We start from the raw sequence: 22,604 nt of genomic DNA on the forward strand, positions 1-22,604 counted from the left end.
CCAGCGTCGTCGAAGGTATCAACAACACCATCAAGGTCATCAAGCGTCGAGCTTACGGGTACCGCGACGAGGAATACTTCTTCCTCAAGATCCGCGCCGCGTTCCCCGGTAATCCTCGATGAACCTTACGTTGACTACGTCGGTCGAGCCGCAGATCGGGCGGCCCTCGCCCGGCTCGTACGGATCGATTCCGTCGAACAGCGCTTTCGGATCACACCACGTCTGGTCCAGCGAACACGACGACGTTCGAAGCCGTGCAGGCCGAGCGTGCGAATGCCGGCGGGACGAAGCGCGGCGCGCGCTAGCATGAGCGTGAGCCACGCGCGTGACGTGCCGGCCTACGGCGCGACGCGGGATAGCGGCACAGCTTCGTCGCGCAGCTTCAGGACATCGCGTCCCGGCGCATCGCCGAACAGTCGTGCGTATTCGCGGCTGAACTGGGACGCGCTCACATAGCCGACACTGCGGCACGCCTGTCGCGCATCCATTGCCGACAGGCACATCAGGCGGCGCGCCTCCTGCAGCCGCAGCACCTTCTGGCATTGCAACGGGCTCATCGACGTGACCGCACGGAAGTGGTGATGGAACGTCGACGGGCTCATGTCCACCTGTCGCGCGAGCGATTCGACCGTCATCGGATCGAGGTAGTGGTCGCGAATCCAGGCGACCGCGCGCGAGATGCGCTGCGTCGTCGAGTCGACCTGGCCGACCTGCGCGACGCGCGCACCCGACGGGCCGCGCAGCAGCCGAACGAGGATTTCGTCGACGATGAGTGGCGCGAGCAGGTCGATGTCGTCGGGTTGCGCGATCAGTTGCATCAGCCGCACGAGGGCGTCGACGATTTCAGGCGGTGCATCGCGCGTATCGAGTGCACCGCAGTCGACAGCCTTCGGCAGCCCGAGCGGAAACACGCGTGGCGTGAGTGCCGCGATGCGGGTCGGGTCGAGTTCCAGTTGCGCATAAAGGAACGGCTCGGCCGGGCTCGCGCGTGTCACGCGGCCGGTGACGGGCAGGTCGGCAGTCGCAACCAGCATCCGCGACTCGTCGATCACGTACGTGTCGTCGCCGACCCGTGTCGATTTCGCGCCTTGCCCGACGATGGCCAGGCACGCGTGGTGCACGCCATGGTTCCAGTGCGGGGGCGACGCGGAGGCGCGTGCGATGCGCATGCCACGCACCGGGAGTTCGAACGTGCCGTCGTGCGGTGCGTAGGCGGCGATCAGCGCAGCGAGCCGGGCCGTGGGTGACCGAAGGTCGTGATCGGGCGTGATGCGCTGTGGCGGCGGCGTTCGGGCGTCGATTTCCATATTGCGTGAGCGGATGGCCGAGTGGTCGGTGCAAGGTGCGCGGCTGCGATTCCCCGTCGGTGTGTCGGCAGGGGGCGGCTCGGCGGTCACATCGTACGGCGAGTCGCGCGCACGTGATTGCCTAAACCTGTCGGAAGTTAGCCCGATCATCCGGATCTGCACGGGCGGCGACCGCATCGCCGGTGGTTGCGTGGTGTGCAGCGCACAAATTCGGAAATTAAGGCAAAACAATCGCAGGATCAGGCAAGCCAATTTCCGGCGGTTTTCATACCATTGCACCTGCTGAATGAAACCTGTTCCAGTGCGCTCGGGCGATGCGGGTATGACCGCCACATGGCCGACGGATGCCGTAGGCGTTGTCGCTGTGAATCGCTAGAAAAGACTCAGGACTGCTATTCGAATATTCGTGCATCGGGCCAGCCGAGGCCGGCTTGCGTCCGTTGCATGCCGGCGCGCGTCTGGCGCGAGCGTGCCGACCGACCCGGCGTGGCCGGTGTCGGTGCCGCCGCATTGGCCGGGCCGTTGCATGACGGCCGCGACGCGGCGACGGGTGCGCGCGTCGAGGCGGTCGACCGCGCAGGGGAATCCGGACAAATGGACCAACTTCAATCGATTCGGGCATTCGTGACGGTGGCAAGGGAAGGCGGGTTTCGCCGGGCGGCGACGCGGCTGCGCGTGTCGACGGCGATGGCGAGCCGGCTGGTCGATGCGCTCGAGACGCGCCTTGGCGCACGCCTGCTTCAACGCAGCACCTGCCACCAGTCGCTGACGGAAATCGGCGAGTTGTATCTCGCGCGCGTCGAGCGGATTCTCGGTGCGATCGACGAGATCGACGGTCGTGTCGTCGCGATGGGCAGCAAGCCGGAAGGCGCGCTGCGCATCGCCGCACCGGTCGCGTTCGGGCTCAGCCAGTTGAGCGCGTTGCTCGATCGTTTTGTGAACCGGTTTCCGGACGTGCGGCCGACCGTGACGCTGACCGATGCCCATGTCGACCTGACATCCGAAGACATCGATGTCGCGTTCCTGACTGACGGCATGCCGGTGACAGGTGCGCACGCGTTGCACACGCTGGCCTCCTACGAATCCGTGCGCGTCGCGGCGCCGGGTTATGTCGCCGCACACGGCGGTACGGCTGCATCGGGCGACTGGCCGGATCTCGCGGCCGTGCGGCTCGATCTGCCGGCGACCGGCGACGACGATGCGGGTGCGTTTCGACCCGACGCGGCGCCCGGCGGCATTGCGGGCGTCGGCCATCTCGAGATGGCACGGCGGCTGGCCGTGGCCGGCATGGGCGCCGCGGTGCTGCCCACGTATCTCGTCGACGCCGATCTGGCGGCCGGCACGCTGGTGCGCGTTGCACCGGTTCGCCCGCTCGCGCCCGTCACGCTGAAGCTCGCGCATGCGCGCACCGCGCATCTGCCGGCCGCCGCACGAGCATTCGTCGAATTCGCCGGCACCGCGTTCCGGCCCGCGAGCTAGCGGCCCGGTTGGTCGCCGCAGCAACGCCCGCCCGCCAGGGCCGCGGGCTCATGGTTCTTTTTCCACGGAAGCAGTTCGACGAACGAACGCTCCGCAGGGCGCAACGCACGCCCGAATTACGCGACCGCATCCGCGGCGAACCGGAAGCGACAACATTCCGGCCGCGCGTGCAGGTTACGAGGAGATCTGTTGATTCCCATTGAAAGTCGTTTATTTGCGAGAGGTCGCTCCATGCGCGTCGAACGGGTTCCATACCGCTTAATCACTGCTGCAACGGCTGCCGTTTTCCTGGCCGCGTGCGGAAAAAAAGAATCGGCACCGCCGCCGCAAACGCCGGAAGTCGGCGTCGTCACCGTCCAGCCGCAGGCCGTGCCGGCGATCACCGAACTGCCGGGCCGCACCAGCGCGTTCCTCGTTGCGCAGGTGCGTGCGCGGGTCGACGGCATCGTGCTGCGCCGTGAATTCACCGAAGGCACCGACGTCAAGGCCGGCCAGCGTCTCTACAAGATCGACCCGGCACCGTACATCGCCGCGCTGAACAGTGCAAAGGCGACGCTCGCGAGGGCGCAGGCGAACCTCGTCACGCAGAACGCGCTGGTCGCACGCTACAAGGTGCTGGTGGCCGCGAACGCCGTCAGCAAGCAGGACTACGACAACGCGGTGGCCACGCAGGGCCAGGCCGCGGCGGACGTTGCGGCCGGCAAGGCGGCGGTCGATACCGCGCAGATCAACCTGGGCTATACCGATGTCGTCTCGCCGATCACCGGCCGCGTCGGCATTTCGCAGGTGACGCCGGGCGCATACGTGCAGGCGAGCCAGGCGACGCTGATGTCGACGGTGCAGCAGCTCGATCCGGTGTACGTGGACCTCACGCAGTCGAGCCTCGAAGGGCTGAAGCTGCGCCAGGACGTGCAGAGCGGCCGCCTGAAGACGAGCGGCCCGGGCGCGGCGAAGGTGTCGCTGATCCTGGAAGACGGCAAGACCTATTCGGAGGCGGGCAAGCTGCAATTCTCGGACGTGACGGTCGACCAGACCACCGGCTCGGTGACGATCCGCGCGATCTTCCCGAACCCGGGCCGCGTGCTGCTGCCGGGCATGTTCGTGCGTGCGCGGATCGAGGAAGGCGTGAACGAGAACGCGTTCCTGGTGCCGCAGATCGGCGTTACGCATGACCAGAAGGGCCAGGCGGTCGCGCTGGTCGTGAACGCGGCCAACAAGGTCGAGCAGCGTCCGTTGACGACGACCGGCACGTACGGCCAGGACTGGATCGTGGAAGGCGGTCTGGAAGCGGGCGATCACGTGATCGTGCAGGGCGTCGACAAGGTGCGCCCGGGTGCGACCGTGAAGACGGTCGCCGCGCAGCTCGCACCGGCGCCGGACGCTGCGTCCGGCACACCGGCAAGCGCCGCGCATGCGTCCGGCGCCGCGCCGGCGAGCACCGTCGCCAATGCTGCCGCGAGTTCGACCGCCGCGTCGGCCGCGCAATAACAAGGAGTCCGTTTCATGGCCAAGTTCTTTATCGATCGCCCGATCTTTGCGTGGGTGATCGCGATCGTGCTGATGCTGGCCGGCGTCGCATCGATCTTCAAGATGCCGATCGCGCAGTATCCGACGATCGCACCGCCGACGATCCAGATCCAGGCGAACTACCCGGGCGCTTCCGCGAAGACGGTGGAAGACACGGTGACGCAGGTGATCGAGCAGCAGATGAGCGGGCTCGACAACTTCCTGTACATGTCGTCGACGAGTGACGATTCGGGCAACGCGACGATCACGCTGACCTTCGCGCCGGGCACGAATCCGGACGTCGCGCAGGTGCAGGTGCAGAACAAGTTGTCGCTCGCGACGCCGAACCTGCCGCAGGTCGTGCAGCAACTCGGCATGCAGGTCACGAAGTCGAGCAGCAACTGGTTGATGTGGTTCGCGTTCAACTCCGAGGACGGCAGCATGTCGAAGGAGGACCTGACGAACTACGTGGCATCGCACGTGCTCGATCCGCTCAGCCGCGTGAACGGCGTCGGCCAGACGCTGCTGCTCGGTTCGCAGTTCTCGATGCGCGTCTGGCTCGACCCCGTCAAGCTGACCAACTACAGCCTCACGCCGACCGACGTGTCGGCGGCGATCACGCAGCAGAACGTGCAGATCGCGGGCGGCCAGATCGGCGGCACGCCGGCGAAGCCGGGCACCATGCTGCAGGCGACGATCACCGAATCGACGCTGCTGCGCACGCCCGAGCAGTTCGGCAACATCCTGCTGAAGGTCAACCAGGACGGTTCGCAGGTTCGCCTGAAGGACGTCGGCCGCGCGGCGCTCGGCTCCGAGAACTACACGTTCGACACGAAGTACATGGGGCAGCCGACGGCCGGCCTCGGCATCCAGCTCGCGACCGGCGCGAACGCGCTCGCGACCGCGACAGCGCTGCGGGCCAAGGTCCAGGAGCTGTCGAAGTACTTCCCGCACGGTCTCGTCGTCCACTATCCGTACGACACGACGCCGTTCGTGCGCCTGTCGATCGAGGAAGTGGTCAAGACGCTGCTCGAAGGTATCGTGCTCGTGTTCCTCGTGATGTACCTGTTCCTGCAGAACCTGCGGGCGACGATCATCCCGACGATCGCGGTGCCGGTCGTGCTGCTCGGCACGTTCGCGATCATGGGCCTCGCCGGCTTCTCGATCAACACGCTGTCGATGTTCGGCCTCGTGCTCGCCATCGGCCTGCTGGTCGACGATGCGATCGTGGTGGTCGAGAACGTCGAGCGCGTGATGGCGGAAGAGGGCCTGTCGCCGAAGGAGGCGACCAAGAAGGCGATGGGCCAGATCACCGGCGCACTCGTCGGCGTGGCGCTGGTGCTGTCGGCGGTGTTCGTGCCGGTGGCGTTCTCCGGCGGGTCGGTCGGTGCGATCTATCGTCAGTTCTCGCTGACGATCGTGTCGGCGATGGTGCTGTCGGTGCTCGTCGCGTTGATCCTGACGCCGGCACTGTGCGCGACGATCCTCAAGCCGATCCCGCAAGGGCATCACGAAGAGAAGAAGGGTTTCTTCGGCTGGTTCAACCGCGCCTTCGACCGCAGCCGCGATCGCTATACGGGCGGCGTGAACCACGTGATCCGGCGCTCGGGACGCTGGCTCGTGATCTACCTGGCCGTGTTCATCGCGGTCGGCGTGATGTTTGTACGCCTGCCGAAGTCGTTCCTGCCGGACGAAGACCAGGGCTACATGTTCATGATCGTGCAGACGCCGTCCGGCTCCACGCAGGAAACGACCGGCAAGACGCTCGACAACATCAACACGTACCTGACCACGACCGAGAAGGATGTTGTCGACTCGGTGTTCACGGTCAACGGCTTCAGCTTTGCGGGCCGCGGCCAGAACGCGGGCCTCGTGTTCGTGAAGCTGAAACCGTACGAGCATCGCCAGCGTTCCGACCAGAAGGTGCAGGCGCTGATCGGCCGGACCTTCGCGCACTACTCGCAGTACAAGGACGCGATGGTGATCCCGTTCAATCCGCCGTCGATTCCCGAACTCGGCACGGCCGCCGGCTTCGACTTCGAGCTGACGGACAACGCGGGTCTCGGCCACGAAGCGCTGATGGCCGCGCGCGGCCAGTTGCTCGGGTTGGCTGCGAAGGATCCCGCACTGGCGCTCGTGCGCCCGAACGGCCTGAACGATACGCCGCAGTACAAGGTCGACATCGATCGCGAGAAAGCGAACGCGCTTGGCGTGACGGCCGCTGCGATCGACCAGACGTTCTCGATCGCGTGGGCGTCGCAGTACGTGAACAACTTCCTGGATACGGATGGCCGGATCAAGAAGGTGTACGTACAGTCGGACGCGCCGTTCCGGATGACGCCGGAAGACATGAACATCTGGTACGTGCGCAACAGCGCGGGTGGCATGGTGCCGTTCAGCGCATTCTCGACCGGCCACTGGAGCTACGGTTCGCCGAAGCTCGAACGCTACAACGGCGTGTCGTCGATCGAGATCCAGGGGCAGGCTGCGGAGGGCAAGTCGACCGGCCAGGCGATGGCCGCGATGGAAGCGCTCGCGAGCAAGCTGCCGGACGGTATCGGCTACTCGTGGACGGGCCTGTCGTTCCAGGAAATCCAGTCCGGCTCGCAGGCGCCGATCCTGTACGCGATCTCGATCCTCGTCGTGTTCCTGTGTCTGGCGGCGCTGTATGAAAGCTGGTCGATCCCGTTCTCGGTGATCATGGTCGTGCCGCTCGGCGTGGTCGGCGCGCTGCTCGCGACGATGCTGCGCGGCCTCGAGAACGACGTGTTCTTCCAGGTCGGCCTGCTGACTACCGTGGGCCTGTCCGCGAAGAACGCGATCCTGATTGTCGAGTTCGCGCGCGAGTTGCAGGCGAAGGAGAACATGGGGCCGGTGCGCGCGGCGATCGAGGCGGCGCGCCTGCGACTGCGTCCGATCCTGATGACGTCGCTCGCGTTCATGCTCGGCGTGCTGCCGCTTGCGATCAGCAACGGCGCGGGTTCGGCGAGTCAGCATGCGATCGGCACGGGCGTGATCGGCGGGATGATCACGGCGACGTTCCTCGCGATTTTCATGATCCCGATGTTCTTCGTGCGGGTACGCGCGATGTTCAGCGGCGAGACGGAAAACGTCGACGATGCATGGCGTCTCGTGCAGGGCGACCTGCAGCGTGGTCACGACGACGCACACGATTCGAAGGGGCAGTAACGATGCAAAAACACGTTTTGACTGCAACCGCGGCCGCACTGGCTGCCGCGCTGTTCGCCACGGGCTGCACGATGGCGCCGCACTACAAGCGGCCTGACGCGCCCGTCGCGCAGGCGTACCCGGCCAGCGGCGTTTACGCGACGCAGCCGGGTGCTGCCGGCGCGCGCAGCGCGAACGGCCAGGCGGCGGCCGCCATCGGCTGGCGCGAGTTCTTCGTCGATCCGCGCCTGCAGCGGCTGATCGAGATCGCGCTGAAAAACAACCGCGACCTGCGCGTGTCGGTGCTGAACATCGAGGCGGCGCGTGCGCAGTACCAGATCACGCGTGCGGGCTTGTTCCCGACGCTGAATGGTACGGGTACGGGCAATCGCCAGCGTCTTCCGAATGCGCTGACGACGTCGCCTGGCCAGAACATCACGACGACCTACAACGTGGGCTTGTCCGCGTCATGGGAACTTGACCTGTTCGGCCGCGTGCAGAGCCTGAAGGACCAGGCGCTCGCGCAGTACCTGTCGACCGCGTATGCTCGGCAGGCGCAGGAGATCTCGCTGGTGTCGTCGGTGGCTGACCAGTACCTGACGCTGCTGTCGACCGACGACCTGTTGCAGGTCACGGAGAGCACGCTGAAGTCCGCGCAGGCATCGTACTACCTGACGAAGCTGCAGTTCGACAACGGCACGGGCTCCGAGCTCGACCTGCGTCAGGCGCAGACGGTCGTCGAGCAGGCGCTGTCGAATCAGCAGATACAGGCGCGTGCGCGTGCCCAGGCGCTGAACGCGCTGGTGCAACTGATCGGCGAGCCGCTGCCGGACGACCTGCCGGCGGGCATGCCGCTCGACGCGCAGAACCTGCTGACGGATGTGCCCGCCGGGTTGCCGTCTGACCTGCTGACGCGTCGCCCCGACGTGATGCAGGCCGAGCAGACGCTGCTGGCCGCGAACGCGAACATCGGCGCGGCGCGCGCGGCGTTCTTCCCGAAGATCTCGCTGACGGCGGCGTTCGGCACCTCGAGCCCGACGCTGGGCGGCCTGTTCAAGGCCGGCACGGCGGCGTGGTCGTTCGCGCCGAACATCGCGCTGCCAATCTTCGAGGGCGGTTCGAATATCGCGAACCTCGATCTCGCGAACGTGCAGAAGCGCATCGAGATCGCGAACTACGAGAAGGCGATCCAGTCGGCATTCCGCGAAGTGGCGGACGGCCTGGCCGCACGCGGCACGTACGACCAGCAGATCGCGGCGCTCGAGCGCAACGAGCACGCGCAGCAGCGCCGCTTTGACCTGTCGGACCTGCGCTACAAGAACGGCGTCGACAGCTACCTGTCGGTGCTGACTGCGCAGACGGATCTGTACTCGGCACAGCAGACGCTGATCAGCGCGCGCCTCGCACGCTGGACGACGCTTGTCGACCTGTACCGTGCACTGGGCGGCGGGTGGGTCCAGCGGGCCGGCGAGACGCCGCGCGCGCCGGATGCGCCGGTCGATTACGACAAAGCGGCCGCGCCTGCGTCAGCAGCAGCGACGAACGGGTAAGCACGACGAAGGGCAGGAGCGGGCAACCGCTTCTGCCTGCCGAACCGGCGACATGCAAAAACGAAAACGCCACGGATGAGAATCCGTGGCGTTTCCTTATTGTGCGGCGGCTCTCAGTTGAAGCGGCGTAACGTTACCCCTGCTTCGCCCAAAGCGTGCGACCAAAGAACGTCAGCGTGCGATCCCATGCGATTTGCGACCACACCGGATCGAACTGCGTGCCGGCGATACGGCCGGTGCCGACTGCCTCTTCGTTCGCGAACGCATGATGCGCGAGATAGCGATGAAACTCGAACCCGACCTTCGCATCGGTCAGCTTCTTCTCGAGCGCATCGACCTGGTCGATCGCAAAGAACGCGTCCTGCGTAGCCCAGTGGCCCATCAGCGGCACCTTCAGCTTCGCCGGGTCGATGTAGTCGAGCGGCGGGAGGCCGTACCACGTGACGCCCGCATCGGCATCGGCGTACTGCAGCGACAGCAGCGTGAGTGCGCCGCCCATGCAGAAGCCCGTCACCGCGACGCGTGGGGCGAGCGTCTTCAGATAGGCCACTGCACCGGGAATGTCCTGCGAGGCTGCGTCACCGAAATCGAGTCCGGTCATCAGGTGGTGCGCTTCTTCTTCCTCGACCGTCGACTTGCCGCGATACAGGTCGGGCACGAGCGCGAAGTAGCCGCAGCGCGCGAGGCGATCCGCGACGCCGCGGATCTGGTCGTTCAGCCCCCACCATTCCTGGATGATGACGACCGCGGGCGCGCCTTCGGTCTTTGCCGGCGTGGCGAGATAGCCCTGCAGTTCCTGGCCGTCCGGGCGTCGAAACGTGATCATGGAACCGGATGTTTGAGACATGAAACCGCTCCTTTTCGAAAAATGCGCTGAGTGCGGCATCGGGGCCGGCTTGCGGCGCGGCGACGATCGGGCAAGCCGGGCGTCGTGGTTCCGCTCGCGTTCGTTTCGGCCGGCACCGACCACGCGGCCATTCTATGCGCAAACGCCGGCTGCCTGCGTGAACGACACGGCACGGCAAGCTGTTCGCAAGACAGCGTCAGGCGAAGGGCGCGATTCGTTCCCGGAGCGGATGATCGAAAAGCGACACCCCGCCCCGATGAACGGGAGCGGGGTGTCGTGTGTGCCGCGCGCGTATCGGAATACGCGGGCGCGTGACGGGCGCTTACTGGCCGAAATACACGGAGTCGCGGCCGTCCTGCTTGACCGCGATCGCGCGGCCGGCACGTACGCCGGCGGTGGCTTGCGCACCGTAGCCGGTTTCATCGGCGTTCGTCGCGCGGGCCTGTGCGGTTTGCAGCGCGCGCGGGTAATACTGGTCGGAGACTTCGGGCTTGTAGCCGGCCTGTTCGAGCTGGACGAGTTCCGCGCGCACCTGGGCACGCGTCAACTGGCCCGACGGGTTCGATTGTGCGAATGCGCCGTACGAGGCGGACAGGGCGGTTGCGGCGACGACAGCGTAGATGAACGACTTCATGATGACCTCCGGTTTCATTGATTTCGCGCTTCGCTTGTTGCGTTCAGCGGTTGATTGCATCGTAGCGATCGCGTTACCGGTCGGAAATACGCGTTCCAGCGAATAATTATTGCAACTGGGTAAACGATCTGAGCAGGTGCGTGTTTTCGTATGATGATTGCGGGCCGGCCCCGCGCTCGATCAGGACTTCGGACGAGGCTTCCAGTGGGGCGAAGTCGTCGATCGGCCGGTGGCCGCACGACGATCAAATAAATCGCATTCCGAAGTATGCGAGCAGGGCCGTCGATATCGATCGTGTCGTATCGCAGTGCGTACTGCCCGCGTCACTCGGCCAGGACTGCCTGCCGTTTCCGGTATTCGGCGGGCGTGATTCCGACGTGCCGGGTGAACGACCGCCTGAGCGTATCGACATTCGCGAAGCCGCATTTCGCGGCGACCTGCTTCGGCGTGTCGTGGCCGTTCTCGAGCAACTGGCGGGCCGCCGAAATGCGGGTCGCCTCGACCCAGGCGGCCGGCGTCATGCCGACTTCCGCGCGGAACAGCCGTGCGAAGTGGCGCGGGCTCATGCCTGCATGCTTCGCCATCTCCGCCACCGAGTGCTCGAGTTCCGGATTCGCCGCGATCCAGCGCTGGACCTCCTGCAGCACCGAACGCCCGGCGGGGCGCGCTTCGCCCTTGCGGCTGAACTGGAGTTGCCCGCCCGGGCGCTTGAAGAACATAACCAGTTGCGCGGCGACGCGCCGCGCGATTTCGCGGCCGAGATCTTCCTCGACCAGCGCGAGCGCGAGATCGAGCCCGGCCGTGACGCCGGCGCCGGTGTGCAGCTTGCCGTCGCGCACGTACAGCGCGTCCGCGTCGACGTCGAGCGATGGATAGGCTTCGGCAAGCGCGTCGGCGGCAGCCCAGTGCGTGGTCAGGTGACGCCCCTTCAGCAGGCCGGTGGCCGCAAGGATGAACGCGCCGGTGCAGATCGAGCCGTAGCGCTTGCTCTGCACGGCCGCCGCTCGCAGCCACGCGAGGACGTCGGTGCGCAGTGCGATCCGGCCGGCGCTCGGCGCGCCGGCGACCAGCAGCGTGTCGAGGCGCTCGGGAATGTCGGGAACGATCCAGTCGGGCAGCAACTGCGCGCCGGACGAACTGCGGATCGGGCCGGACTCGCTCGCAATGATCCGCAACGTATAGAACGGCTTCCCGCATTCGGCGTTCGCTTGTGCGAAGACGTCGAGCGGTGCGGAGACATCGAGCAGTTGAACGCCCGGAACGGCGAAAATTCCCACGACCTTCGGCATGATCGATTGCGTGTTGTGTCGAACGTGACGGGGAGCAGTATAGAGGTGCAAGCGATGCAGCGGGCACGCGGCGGAGCCTGTTTCCGGCGTTCTCTTTGCCGCGCGGGCACGGTGTCCGTCCGTCGCGCAAAATGGCAGGATTTGACGTAATGCGTCTATTGAAGCCAGCTATCGGGCTCCGGAGAATCAAGGGTGTTTCCAATGGAGGTCGATCATGACTGAGAACGTTGCAGGCATCACCATTCCCGATAGCCAACTGACGCGCGAGATCACCGAGCTCGTTCGCGATACCGCATCGCCGTTGCTGTTCCATCATTCCAGCCGCGTCTTCTATTTCGCAGCGCTCGCGGGCCAGCGGCGCGGGCTCAAATACGACCCCGAGCTGCTCTACTGCGGTTGCATGTTTCATGACATGGGGCTCACGCACCAACACAGCAGCGCATGCGAGCGGTTCGAAGTGGACGGTGCCAACGCCGCCCGCGATTTCCTGAAGGGCAAGGGCATCTCGCAGCAGGATATCGATGTCGTATGGACTTCGATCGCACTGCATACGACGCCGGGTATCCCGCAGCACATGCATCCGGTGATCGCGCTCGTCACCGCAGGCGTCGAGATGGACGTGCTGGGCCTGACGTATCCGGAATACAGCGACGTCGAGCGCGAGGCCGTCGTCCGCGCGCATCCGCGTACGCAGCACTTCAAGGAAGACATCATCCAGGCGTTCTACGACGGGATCAAGCACAAGCCTGACACGACGTTCGGCAACGTGAAGGCCGACGTGCTCGGAGACAAGGATCCGCATTTCCACGCCGGCAATTTCTGCAGCGTGATCCGGTCGTCCGCGTGGGCGGGCTGATTGTTCGCGGTATGGCGCACGATCGCGGGAACCGAGACGAGATCGTGCGCACAATGTTAGCCGAGCGTTCCAGTTTATTAAGGAATGCGATCGTATATGGTAGATCGCACGATCGAACGCTGATCCAGGCGAACGGCGCGACGACCGGCGACAACGCCATCATCAAGATGACCGGCCCCGCGCCGTTGCTGAATGCCTGGCTGCTCGCGAAGTGATCCCGGAGCAGCGCACGCATGCGAAGGGGGCGGATGCGTACGGCACGCTTGCCGTGACGCACGGCATTAGCCGATACACGAGGGCGAAAACCGTCTCGGCGATCGGCAAGCGGGCCCGGATGTTTGCGCGCCTTTCGACGCTCGCCGGTGAACGTGGTGCGGAAGGCGCTGTTGTGCAACACCACGCGTCAGATCGCCGGGGTGTCGAAGAACATCCTTCACGACAAATCGGCACCTGCGAGAAGACCGGCTCGGCTTATGGCGTGGACATCACGGTGATTTGGGGGCGGCTGGCGGCGTCCTTGAAGCAAGCGGGACGGGGCGGCGGTGCGGCACCGGCCGCGTTACCGGCGGAAAGGTATCCGTGTATGGGAGCGTGATTCGTTGCGCTGCCGGATTTTCAATCGATACGGGCGCTCCAATGGCTTCCACGCTTCACGACGTACCCGATAGCCCCGGTGTCGGCGTGTGCTCGACGCCGTTCGACGATGTCTGCAACGGATGTGGCCGAACGGCCGACGAGGCGTCGCACCGGGTGTTCATGAGCGACGACGAGAAACGTGCGATATGGGAACGCATCCGACGCGAGGGTATGGCGATGCGTTTCCGTCGTGACGACCGGTGATTTGCCAGAAGCGGCGTTCCGAGTGACGGGGGCCGCGCTTGACGAACATCTCTCTGTCCTAGGCGAACCTCTCGGCTTTGTGCGGAAGAACGGACCGGCAAAATGGGAGCAAATGGAATCAGTAAAAAGGTTGTTACGTGACAACCGCACGACGCATTTCCGGACTTTATATACTGAACAAGTGCATCCCATCGCCCAGGCGAATCTTCGATTCGCGACTCCGGCAACTTGCCTCCAGGCAAGTGGGTCACATTCGCTCCCGCCTTCGCAGACGCTCCGACGCTTGCCACAGGCTCGCTCTCCCTCCTTTTCCGCAGTCTCCCGCAAATTTCGGCAAAACGCCTATAATGATTGGGCAAATTGCCGGGAGGCGTCATGAGCATCATTGCTTTTCATCCTTCGGGCGTCGCGCATCCGCGTCAGGCCGAATTCACGATTCTCGAACAGCTGCTGGCGATCCGCGTCCGATCGGGGGCCGATCTGGCCGAGCTGGCGAGCGCGCGCGTCGACGTCTCGGTGATCGACAGGCTGTCCGAGCGCGGGCTGAAATCGGACGAACTGGCCTTCATCATTCCGCGCCGCACGCTGAGCCACCGTCGCCAGGCGCACGAACGACTGTCGCCGGAGGAATCCGACAAGGCGATCCGTCTCGCGCGCATCGTCGCACAGGCGACGGCCACGTTCGGCGACCAGGACAAGGCGATGGCGTGGCTGCGCAACGGGCTGCAGCGCTTCGGCGGCCGCACGTCGCTCGACATGGCGAGCACCGAGCATGGCGCACGGCTCGTCGAGGAAGTCCTCACGCAGATCGACGAGGGGTACTTCGCTTGACGACGCTGTGGCGGATCAGCAATTTCGCCGACCTGAAAGGCATCGGCGGGTTGCGCGCCGGCGGGCGCTGGCATTTCGCCGGGCAGCCCGTCGTGTATCTCGCCGAGCATCCGGCGCTCGCGCTGCTCGAGACGCTCGTTCATTTCGAAATCGCCACGGTCGCGCAGTTGCCGAGCGGATACCAGTTGCTTCGCGTCGAGGTGGCCGATTCGGTCGATATCGCCGAAATCGTGGAGGGTGACGCGCCGGACGACTGGCGAACCAACGTCGACTGGACCCGCAGCGCCGGTACCGAATGGCTGCACACGCAGCCGAGCGCGCTGCTGCGCGTGCCGAGCGTCGTCGTGCCGCACGCGCACAACTTCCTGCTGAATCCGCTGCATCCGGCCGCTTCCGAGGCTCGTATCGCCGAAGTCATGCAATCACCGTACGACACCCGGATTCTGCGGCTGGTCCAGTCGAAGCCGGGCGAATAGGGAACCGGGCAGCACGAGGCCCGAGCGTGACGCGGGATCAGCGCTCGTGGGCGGCGCGATCCGCGGCCGCATCGGGCGGCAGCGTCTGCCGGATGCGCGTGACCGTTCGCGTACTGACGAGACCGAGCATCGCACTGACGTCGGCATGCGCGTGGCCGGCAAGCAACTGGCGGCGCGCAACCGTATTGCGCAGCACGCGCGGGCTCATGTCCGCCGCGTGGAAGCCGATCGCGGTCAGCGCGTCGCGCACCACGAGCAGCAGGAACATGTCGTTCATCGCGCCCCCGCCGCGCGGCGCGGGAAACAGCAACGCGGATGGTGGTGCGTCTACCGAGTGCGTGCGCCATGCGGCGAGCGGCGCCAGTGCAAATTCGGCGAGCGCGATCCGGCGCGCCGGTCGTGCCCGATCCCGCGGCACGGATAGCGCAGGCGGCCGCGCGTCGAGATCGGGCGCGTCGTGCGTCGTCGCGCGTATCTCCGCCGACGTGATGCCGCTCGCGAGCAGCAGCGCGACGATCGCGCGATTCCGGCAGTCGGCCGGCGTGTCGCCCGGTCGAGGCTGCACATGGCGTTGCAGTGCCGCGTCGGCATCGGGCGGCAGGTAGCACGGCTCGGGCTCGCCATCCGGCCATGCGAGATCGCGCGTCGTCCGGCCGGACGGATGGATCGTGCGGATGCCGGCTTCGACCAGATGCCGGCCCAGCCGGTCGATCAGCTTCGCGTAGCGCACGCGGGTCGACGTGCCGGGCGCGCAGGTGCGCTCGAGTTCCGCCAGGAAGGCCGCGACGTGGTCGGGCCCGAACGTGGCCAGCGTCACGCGGTGTGCGATCAGATGGCGCAGGAACCGTTCGAACATCGCGACGTGCTGCACGACCGAGCGCGGCGCGAACGGCCGGCGATCGGCGCCGGTCGCGGCGGTTTCCTGCCACGCCCGGAAGGCGCCGACGGGGTCGTGAATCCAGCGATTCGTGTCCATGCCCGATTTATAGCCGGAACGCGGTGGCTCAGGCAATCGGTCAGATGGCCAGCGGGCCAGCCCGACGCAACCGACGCGTCAGTGCGCGGTACGCGCGTCGCCGATGCCGTTGTGTGCATCGTCAACCACGCGAGCAGCAGCGTTTTGAAGAAACGGAGCGCGTCCGGCACACCGTTCAATTGCTTCGGGATCCGAATCCTGAACCAACCGCGGCTGACCGACATGAACTCGGCTCGTCGCGTGAGGAGGCCGAGCTCAGGCCGGCAATCGCAAACAAACCGGCCGCGCGGAGCGCAATGTCTCGGCACCGCGCACCGTCACCAGACACCACCATCAACCGTCGCGCGAAGGCGAAGAAGCCGCCACCACTGCCGCGCTTGCCTGCCCGCTAAACCGCGCAAATGCAGCGAACGCCAGTTGCGTCGCGATGGCCGCGAGCGTACCGGCCGCCATGCCGTTACCGAGCACGATCTGCACGGGCGTGCCGAAATGTCGATACAGGTTCGGCACGAGGATCGGTGCAAGGCCGACGACGAGCGCGGCCGCGAGCGTGTACTGGTTGGCGCGCGTATGCAAGTCGACGCCGGCGAGCAGCCGGATGCCCATCACGCCGATCATCGCGAACACGACCAGCGCCGTGCCGCCGACCACGGCGGCCGGAATCGCATACGCGAGCCGCGCGAGCGGCGCGAACAGCGCGATGACGATCAGGATCGCGCCGGCCGCCGCCGTCACGTAGCGCGAGCGCACGCCGGTCGTCTGCACGACGCCGATATTCTCGGCGCTGGTCACGATCAGCGGCGTGCCGAACAGCGCGCCGACGAGCGATGCCAGCGCATCGCCGCGTATCGTCTTCGGCACGTCGCGTCGCAGCGAGATCGGCTTGCCGCACGTTTCGCCGACGGCGACCGTCTGCGCGGTAGCCTCGGCCATCGAGATCGCGGTGAAGATCAGCAGCGGCAGTGCGGCCAGCACGTCGAAGCGCGGCATCCCGAACGGCAGCCATACCGGATGCGTGAACAGCGGGCCGCGCCACACGTCGGCGAGCGCGGGCATCGCATCGAGCGCCCAGCCGAGCATCGCGCCCGCCATCAGGCCGATCAGCACCGCGAGACGCCCGAGCGTGCCGCGCAACGCCCCCGCGACGACCACCGTGGCGACGATCGTCGCCAGCGCGAGACCGAGCGCGCGCGGCTGTGCGAAGTCGGCCGAACCGGGCTGGCCGATGACGATCGTCGCGTAGATCCGGATCAGGTTGACCGACACGAGCAGCAGCATCGCGCCAACGACGATGCGCGGGAAGAGCCGCAGGCAGCGCGTGAACACGGGCAGCAGCACCCAGTAGAACGCGCTGGCGAGCAGCGCCGCGCCGGCTGCAGTCGGCAGGCCCGATTGCGCGGCGATGCCGGCGAACAGCATCGTCGGTGCGCCGCCGGGCACCATCACGAACGGCATGCGCGCGCCGATCGGGCCGGCGCCGAGCGATTGCAGCAGCGTGCCGATCCCGCAGGCGAAAAACGTCGCGCCGATCAGCTGGACCGTGAGGTCCGCCGGCAGCGCGAGCACTTTTGCGATCAGGAACACGGCCGTGATCGGGGACGCGGCCATCGACAGCACGTGCTGCAGCCCGAACAGCGCGAGCTGCCACGCGGGCAGCCGTGCGTCGACGGGCGTTGGGATCGGATCGTGCGACACGGCAGGTCCCTCGGAAGCGAACGGCGACGAGCGCCGGAAACCGGCGGTGAACGACAAGGTCAGGCCCGCAGCCAGGGCAGTTGCGCGGCGCTGTAGCGGAACGTCTGGAACACGCTGTTGAGCTGGCCCGGGCCGGTCTTGCGCGCGGCTTCGTCCGGGTATTCGGCGAACCACGGAATCACGTATTCCCAGACGACCTCGCCGGCGGGCGTCACTTCGAAAAGCCGGCCCGTCGACGATTCGGTGACGTGCGTGTTGCCGTTCGGCAAGCGCTGCGCGTTGCCCATGAACGGCGTGTAGAACAGGTTCACGACGTCGTCCGCATACGACCACACTATGCGCTGCGTCGCAGGGTCGATCTCGACGACCCGCGAGAACACGACGTGCGCGCCGTGGCGGAAATTGCCGTTGTCGAACGTGAGGATGTTGCCGTTTGCGAGCGGCACCGGCGCATGCTGGTGCGACACGGCGTCGGGCCCGATCCGCAGGTCTACGCGGCCGGTTTCGCGGTTCACGCCGATGATGCCGGACGTCGTGCGCAGGCTCATCAGCACGCGGCCGTTCGCGTCGACCGCGAGGCCGTTGACGAGTGGCCAGTGATACCGCCCGAAGCCGGCGGCGATTGGGAAATCCTCGGGCCGCAGATGTTCGCGCGCATGCCATTCCCACACGATCTGCCCGGCCCGGTTCACTTCGCGGATCACGTCCGCGTACATCACCTCGTCGTCACCGTGCGGCGTGCCGCCCGGCACGCGCCGCGCGAATGCCGCATCGACCGGTTCGCACGCGGCGTAGAGCAGGTTGCCGTTCGGCAGCCACTGGGCATCGTGGTGGTGCGCGGGATCCTCGTAGCGCCACACGGTTTCGCCTTGCGGCGTGACTTCGTAGAAGTCGCCGCCGTGCCACATCGACCACGGCGCATAGCGCGATTCGGATTGCGGATGATTGCCGTTGTAGCCGAGGTTGCCGTTTGCGAGGATGACCGCATGGCGGCCGGGGCGCACGGGCATCTTCCACTGATGGGAGACTTCACCGTCGATGCCGACGAGATAGACGTTGCCGTCGGCCGTCTGCGGCGCGATGAGCGTATAGCCTCCCGCGGAGAGTGCGGGATCGTGGGCGATGAGGCCGACGCCACGGCGGCGCTGGGTAATCTGGTCGACGGTTGTCACTGCGGTCTCCATTCGAATCGGATACGGGGATGCAGCGGAATCTAGACGATCCGGGCGGTCAGTAAAATCGGATTATTCTTGACGGCCTGTTCGGAAAAATCTAACGGATCCTTCATGCGTTCGATATCGCAGACATTCCGCTGTTTCGACGAAGTCGCGCGACGCGGCTCGATTCGCAAGGCGGCCGACGCGCTGCACCTGACCGCCGCGGCGGTGCACCAGCAGATCCGCAATCTCGAGGAGCAGGTCGGCGTGCCGCTGTTCGACCGGTTGCCGCGCGGCATGCAGCTGACGCTTGCCGGCGAGATCGTGATCGCGGCCGTGCGCCGCGGCCAGCGCGACTTCGACAACGCGCTCACGCAGGTCGAGGACCTGCGCGCGCTGCGGCGCGGCCACGTGAACCTGGCGGTGCCCGCATCGACCGCGGAAAAGCTCGTGCCCGACGCGATCCTTGCCGCGATGCAGCGCTATCCGGGCGTCACGTACAGCGTGCGCTCGGGAAACGGCGAGAGCATCGTGCGCTGGGTCGAGACCGGCGAGGCCGACATCGGTTATGCGCTGCGCCGGCGCACGTCGGCGGGTGTCGTCGAGGTGCGGGCGTTCGCCCAGCCGCTGGGCGTCGTCACGGCGCCCGGCCATCCGCTCGCGGTGTCTGGCGGCAAGGTGCGAATGCGCGACTGCTTCGCGCATCCGCTGATCCTGATGACGCCCGACACGGAGCTGCGCGCGATGTTCGACCAGATCGATGCGCGACAGCCGCGCAACGTGCGGCCGCTGGTCGAGACGGGTTCGGTGCCGATGGTGCGGCGCCTCGCGGCCGAAGGCGCGGGCGTCGGCTTCCTGATCGCCGAGAACGTCGCGGACGACGTGGCCGCCGGCCGGCTCGCGTGGACGCCGCTTGCCGATGCGGGCGCGCGCTCGTTCAGCTGCATCTACCAACGGGCGGACATGAGCGCGACTGTCGCCATGACGATGTTCCTCGAGTTCTTCGCCGAGGCGATCGAAGCGATGGAGGGCGGATTCGCACGCGACGGCCGGACAGTCGGCAAGCGCCGTCGGGCTGCAAGCTAACGACATCGGCCACGCGAGCGCATCGCATCGCACTGCGATGCAGTGCAACACGCGAACCCGCGTGCGTGCCGCGGTGACGTTGCGCATGCAACGTCCGGCCGCATTACGTCATTTCCTTATTGCGGAAAAAATTTTGTTCATGGGACTATCGAACGCGTTGCCGGCGCACCGAGGGGGTCGCAGGCAGCGCGATGTCCATCGCAACGACCTACAAGAACATCGGCAGACAATGAACAGAACAGCGATTTTCCCGTATGCATCCGCGTTGCTCGCGGCCGCCATGATGACGGCCTGCGGCGGCAACGACATCGAAACCGACGCGGGCGCCACGACGACACCCACGGCCGACACGAGCTGTCTCGCAATCGACAACAGCGGCTCGACTGTCGTGGTCGGGTCGAACCAGCCGGGCGATCCGTCGCTGCCGGAAGCGTCGTCCGGTTATCGCACCGGGATGAAGCCCGTCTATGCGAAAACGTATCTGGTGGCCACGTCGAACGCCTACGCGAGCGCGGCCGGTTGCGCGGTGCTGAAGAAGGGCGGCACGGCCGCCGACGCGGCGGTCGCCGTGCAGGCCGTGCTCGGCCTGACCGTGCCGGAAGCGACGGGCCTCGGCTCGGGCGGGGTGCTGCTCTACTACGATGCGCGCGGCAAGACGCTGCAGGCGTATGACGGCCGGGAAACCGCGCCGGCCGCCGCGACGGAAAACTACCTGCGCTACGTCGATGACGCGACCGACCAGTCCGCGCCGCTGCCGAATGCACGTGCAAGCGGCCGCTCGATCGGCACGATCGGTGTGCCGCGGCTCATCGAGGCGCTGCAGCAGGATCACGGCCGGCTGCCGTGGCAGAACCTGTTCGGCGATGCGATCACGCTCGCGACCAACGGCTTCCCGATCGGCGGCCGCCTCGCCGACGCGATCGCGGCGAACGCCGCGAACCTGAAGCGCGACCCCGAGGCCGCCGCGTATTTCCTGAACGCCGACGGTTCGCCGAAGACGCTCGGCACCGTCCTGAAGAATCCGGCGTATGCGCGCACGCTGACGCTGATGTCGCAGTCGGGTGCGAACGCGCTGTACACGGGGCAGATCGCGCAGGACATCGTCGCGAAGATCGCGACGACGAAGGGTGCCGATGGCTCGACGCTCACACCGGGCAAGACGACCGTCGCGGATCTGGCAGCGTACCAGGCGAAGCGCCGCGAACCCGTGTGCACGACCTATCGCAGCTACTGGGTGTGCGGGATGCCGCCGCCGTCGTCGGGCGGCATCGCGGTCGCGTCGGCGCTCGGCATTCTCGAGAACTACGACCTGAAGTCGCTGAAGCCGACGGCGATCGATCTGGAAGGCGGCAAGCCGACCGTCGCGGGCGTGCACCTCGTCACCGAGGCCGAGCGGCTCGCGTATGCCGACCGCGACAAATACGTGGCCGATACGGATTTCGTGCCGCTGCCGGGCGGCACGTGGAACACGCTGCTGAACAAGCCGTACCTGAAATCGCGCGCGGCGCTGATCGACCCGACCAGGAGCATGGGGACCGCGCAGCCCGGCAATCTCGGCGCGGTGCCGCTCGGGGTCGACACGACGCTGATCGAGCACGGCACGAACCAGTTCACGATCGTCGACGGCGACGGCAACGTGCTGAGCGCGACGACCACGGTCGAGTCGAGCATGGGCTCGTTCCACATGACCAACGGCTTCCTGCTGAACAACCAGTTGACCGATTTTTCCGCGAACCCGGTCGACAGTTCGGGCAATCCGGTGGCCAACCGCCTGCAGCCGGGCAAGCGGCCGCGCAGCTCGATGGCGCCGACGATCGTGTTCGGTCAGGCCGCGGACGGCTCGCGCGGTGACTTCGTGATGGCCACCGGCTCGCCGGGCGGCGGCACGATTCCGCAATACGTGGTCAAGACGCTCGTCGGCGCGCTCGACTGGGGCCTCGACGCGCAGCAGTCCGCAGGGCTCGTCGACTTCGGCGCGAGCAACAGCCCGACGACCACGATCGGCGGCGAGCATCCGAACGTCAACACGGCGAACAACGGCGCGAACGATCCGCTGATCACGGGGCTGCTCGCGCTCGGGCACAAGGTGTCGACGTCCGCGCAGGCGAGCGGCGTCAACACGGTGATGCGCGTGACGGTCGGCCAGTCGCCTGCGTTGCAGGGCGGCACCGATCCGCGGCGTGAAGGCGTCGTGCTCGGCGATACGTTCCGGCCATAATCGGGCGGTACGCGCGGGGCCCCGATGTGCCCGTATTTGCCAACGGGCGGTCGGGGCCGTGCATCGCGAAGGAGTCGCAATGACGAATGCGCATCTGCTTGAAATGGACGCCATCCTGTCGGTGCCGGGATTTTTCGATTTTCTCGGAGATCTGGATTGCGACCGCGCGCTGGACAGTCGCGATGCCGAGCCGTTCGATGCGCAGTGGATGGCGTCGTTCGACGAATTCGACGGAGATCCGGGCGCAGCGCTCGAGCGGCCGGCCGTGGACGCGCTGAGGGAAAAGGCGTTCAGGCTCGCGTTCGGTGCATCGGGGAACGCCGCAGTTGCAGCGTGCGTGTCCGACGATATCGAGCTGATCGCGAGAAGCCGGTTGTCGGGCGGTATCGACAGCTGGCCTACCAACGTCCTTTGGAATGCTTATAGAAACGGCCGGTTTCCCTGCTAGCCGCTTCCAGCCATTTCGCTTGCCTGGTTTCCCGATCCGTGGCGATCGGCCGCGTCGCCGTCGCGGAATGCTCCGCGCGGCACCCCTCCAGGTCCGCCCCGTCCGCCGGACCACCCCGTCCCGATCCCGTTGCAAGCCCCCGATTGTCAAACTGTGTGAGTCAATCGTCAGCATTTGCAACCGAAGTAACAGTCCCCGCAAATCAATCGTTTTGCACGTCGGCGCCGCTACATTAGCTCCA

21 protein-coding genes are annotated in these 22,604 nt (G+C 66.4%); 14 read left to right on the forward strand and 7 right to left on the reverse strand.

Annotated elements, in window-relative coordinates; all coding sequences use genetic code 11:
- The coding region (locus tag HAV18_RS39305) for a transposase (RefSeq protein WP_166966332.1) at positions 1–122 on the forward strand (122 nt) is incomplete at its 5' end.
- Between the two features lie 216 nt (positions 123–338).
- Here HAV18_RS39305 and HAV18_RS39310 read toward each other — a convergent pair.
- The gene (locus HAV18_RS39310; RefSeq protein WP_208102302.1) at positions 339–1,307 is read right to left on the reverse strand and encodes an AraC family transcriptional regulator; all 969 of its coding nucleotides are present in this window, start codon (positions 1,305–1,307) and stop codon (positions 339–341) included.
- Positions 1,308–1,901: 594 nt separating this feature from the next.
- On the opposite strand from HAV18_RS39310, the gene HAV18_RS39315 reads away from it, so the two are divergent.
- The 4 genes from HAV18_RS39315 to HAV18_RS39330 all read left to right on the forward strand — a co-directional run bounded on the left by HAV18_RS39315 (position 1,902) and on the right by HAV18_RS39330 (position 9,010).
- Positions 1,902–2,786, forward strand: a complete 885-nt coding sequence (locus tag HAV18_RS39315) for a LysR family transcriptional regulator (RefSeq protein ID WP_166966337.1) — start codon at positions 1,902–1,904, stop codon at positions 2,784–2,786.
- 231 nt (positions 2,787–3,017) lie between these two features.
- On the forward strand, positions 3,018–4,274 hold the full coding sequence (locus tag HAV18_RS39320; RefSeq protein WP_166966340.1) for an efflux RND transporter periplasmic adaptor subunit: 1,257 nt from the start codon (positions 3,018–3,020) through the stop codon (positions 4,272–4,274).
- A gap of 15 nt (positions 4,275–4,289) precedes the next feature.
- A complete protein-coding gene (locus HAV18_RS39325; protein ID WP_166966343.1) occupies positions 4,290–7,481 on the forward strand; it encodes an efflux RND transporter permease subunit in 3,192 nt (1,063 codons plus the stop codon).
- 2 nt (positions 7,482–7,483) lie between these two features.
- Positions 7,484–9,010: an efflux transporter outer membrane subunit gene (locus HAV18_RS39330; RefSeq protein WP_166966346.1), complete on the forward strand. Its 1,527-nt coding sequence runs from the start codon at positions 7,484–7,486 to the stop codon at positions 9,008–9,010.
- A gap of 133 nt (positions 9,011–9,143) precedes the next feature.
- Here the strand turns inward: HAV18_RS39330 and HAV18_RS39335 are convergent, their stop codons facing one another.
- The 3 genes from HAV18_RS39335 to HAV18_RS39345 form a co-directional block, all read right to left on the reverse strand.
- Positions 9,144–9,857, reverse strand: coding sequence for a dienelactone hydrolase family protein (locus tag HAV18_RS39335; RefSeq protein ID WP_166966348.1), 714 nt, complete (start codon positions 9,855–9,857; stop codon positions 9,144–9,146).
- Between the two features lie 322 nt (positions 9,858–10,179).
- The gene (locus HAV18_RS39340; protein WP_243771853.1) at positions 10,180–10,491 is read right to left on the reverse strand and encodes a DUF4148 domain-containing protein; all 312 of its coding nucleotides are present in this window, start codon (positions 10,489–10,491) and stop codon (positions 10,180–10,182) included.
- A gap of 323 nt (positions 10,492–10,814) precedes the next feature.
- A complete protein-coding gene (locus HAV18_RS39345; RefSeq protein WP_166966352.1) occupies positions 10,815–11,780 on the reverse strand; it encodes a GlxA family transcriptional regulator in 966 nt (321 codons plus the stop codon).
- 214 nt (positions 11,781–11,994) lie between these two features.
- Between HAV18_RS39345 and HAV18_RS39350 the strand changes: the two genes are divergently transcribed.
- The 6 genes from HAV18_RS39350 to HAV18_RS39375 all read left to right on the forward strand — a co-directional run bounded on the left by HAV18_RS39350 (position 11,995) and on the right by HAV18_RS39375 (position 14,783).
- Entirely contained in the window at positions 11,995–12,636 is a 642-nt protein-coding gene (locus tag HAV18_RS39350; RefSeq protein WP_166966355.1) for an HD domain-containing protein, read from the forward strand.
- Positions 12,624–12,851 carry a hypothetical protein gene (locus tag HAV18_RS39355; protein ID WP_166966358.1) on the forward strand — a complete coding sequence of 76 codons (228 nt, stop codon included), beginning with the start codon at positions 12,624–12,626 and terminating at the stop codon, positions 12,849–12,851. Before HAV18_RS39350 ends, HAV18_RS39355 begins: the two co-directional genes overlap by 13 nt.
- Positions 12,848–13,231, forward strand: a complete 384-nt coding sequence (locus tag HAV18_RS40435; RefSeq protein ID WP_407062457.1) for a catalase — start codon at positions 12,848–12,850, stop codon at positions 13,229–13,231. The genes HAV18_RS39355 and HAV18_RS40435 overlap by 4 nt, the downstream gene beginning before the upstream one ends.
- Before the next feature lie 41 nt (positions 13,232–13,272).
- Positions 13,273–13,476, forward strand: a complete 204-nt coding sequence (locus tag HAV18_RS39365; protein WP_166966361.1) for a DUF1289 domain-containing protein — start codon at positions 13,273–13,275, stop codon at positions 13,474–13,476.
- 375 nt (positions 13,477–13,851) lie between these two features.
- Positions 13,852–14,307 carry an antitoxin Xre/MbcA/ParS toxin-binding domain-containing protein gene (locus HAV18_RS39370; RefSeq protein WP_166966364.1) on the forward strand — a complete coding sequence of 152 codons (456 nt, stop codon included), beginning with the start codon at positions 13,852–13,854 and terminating at the stop codon, positions 14,305–14,307.
- Entirely contained in the window at positions 14,304–14,783 is a 480-nt protein-coding gene (locus HAV18_RS39375; protein WP_166966366.1) for an RES family NAD+ phosphorylase, read from the forward strand. The genes HAV18_RS39370 and HAV18_RS39375 overlap by 4 nt, the downstream gene beginning before the upstream one ends.
- Before the next feature lie 37 nt (positions 14,784–14,820).
- Here HAV18_RS39375 and HAV18_RS39380 read toward each other — a convergent pair whose 3' ends face one another.
- The 3 genes from HAV18_RS39380 to HAV18_RS39390 all read right to left on the reverse strand — a co-directional run bounded on the left by HAV18_RS39380 (position 14,821) and on the right by HAV18_RS39390 (position 18,638).
- Entirely contained in the window at positions 14,821–15,759 is a 939-nt protein-coding gene (locus HAV18_RS39380) for a site-specific integrase (protein WP_166966369.1), read from the reverse strand.
- 333 nt (positions 15,760–16,092) lie between these two features.
- Positions 16,093–17,454: a uracil-xanthine permease family protein gene (locus HAV18_RS39385; RefSeq protein ID WP_166966372.1), complete on the reverse strand. Its 1,362-nt coding sequence runs from the start codon at positions 17,452–17,454 to the stop codon at positions 16,093–16,095.
- Positions 17,455–17,513: 59 nt separating this feature from the next.
- Complete coding sequence (locus HAV18_RS39390) at positions 17,514–18,638, reverse strand: aryl-sulfate sulfotransferase (protein ID WP_166966375.1); 1,125 nt, start codon at positions 18,636–18,638, stop codon at positions 17,514–17,516.
- 102 nt (positions 18,639–18,740) lie between these two features.
- On the opposite strand from HAV18_RS39390, the gene HAV18_RS39395 reads away from it, so the two are divergent.
- The 3 genes from HAV18_RS39395 to HAV18_RS39405 all read left to right on the forward strand — a co-directional run bounded on the left by HAV18_RS39395 (position 18,741) and on the right by HAV18_RS39405 (position 22,363).
- Positions 18,741–19,697, forward strand: coding sequence for a LysR family transcriptional regulator (locus tag HAV18_RS39395; protein ID WP_166966378.1), 957 nt, complete (start codon positions 18,741–18,743; stop codon positions 19,695–19,697).
- A gap of 229 nt (positions 19,698–19,926) precedes the next feature.
- Positions 19,927–21,915, forward strand: coding sequence for a gamma-glutamyltransferase family protein (locus HAV18_RS39400; RefSeq protein ID WP_166966380.1), 1,989 nt, complete (start codon positions 19,927–19,929; stop codon positions 21,913–21,915).
- Positions 21,916–21,994: 79 nt separating this feature from the next.
- Positions 21,995–22,363, forward strand: coding sequence for a hypothetical protein (locus HAV18_RS39405; RefSeq protein WP_166966383.1), 369 nt, complete (start codon positions 21,995–21,997; stop codon positions 22,361–22,363).
- Positions 22,364–22,604: the final 241 nt, after the last annotated feature.

Origin of the sequence: Burkholderia sp. D-99 (assembly GCF_011605345.1) — a bacterium.
GTDB lineage: Bacteria > Pseudomonadota > Gammaproteobacteria > Burkholderiales > Burkholderiaceae > Burkholderia.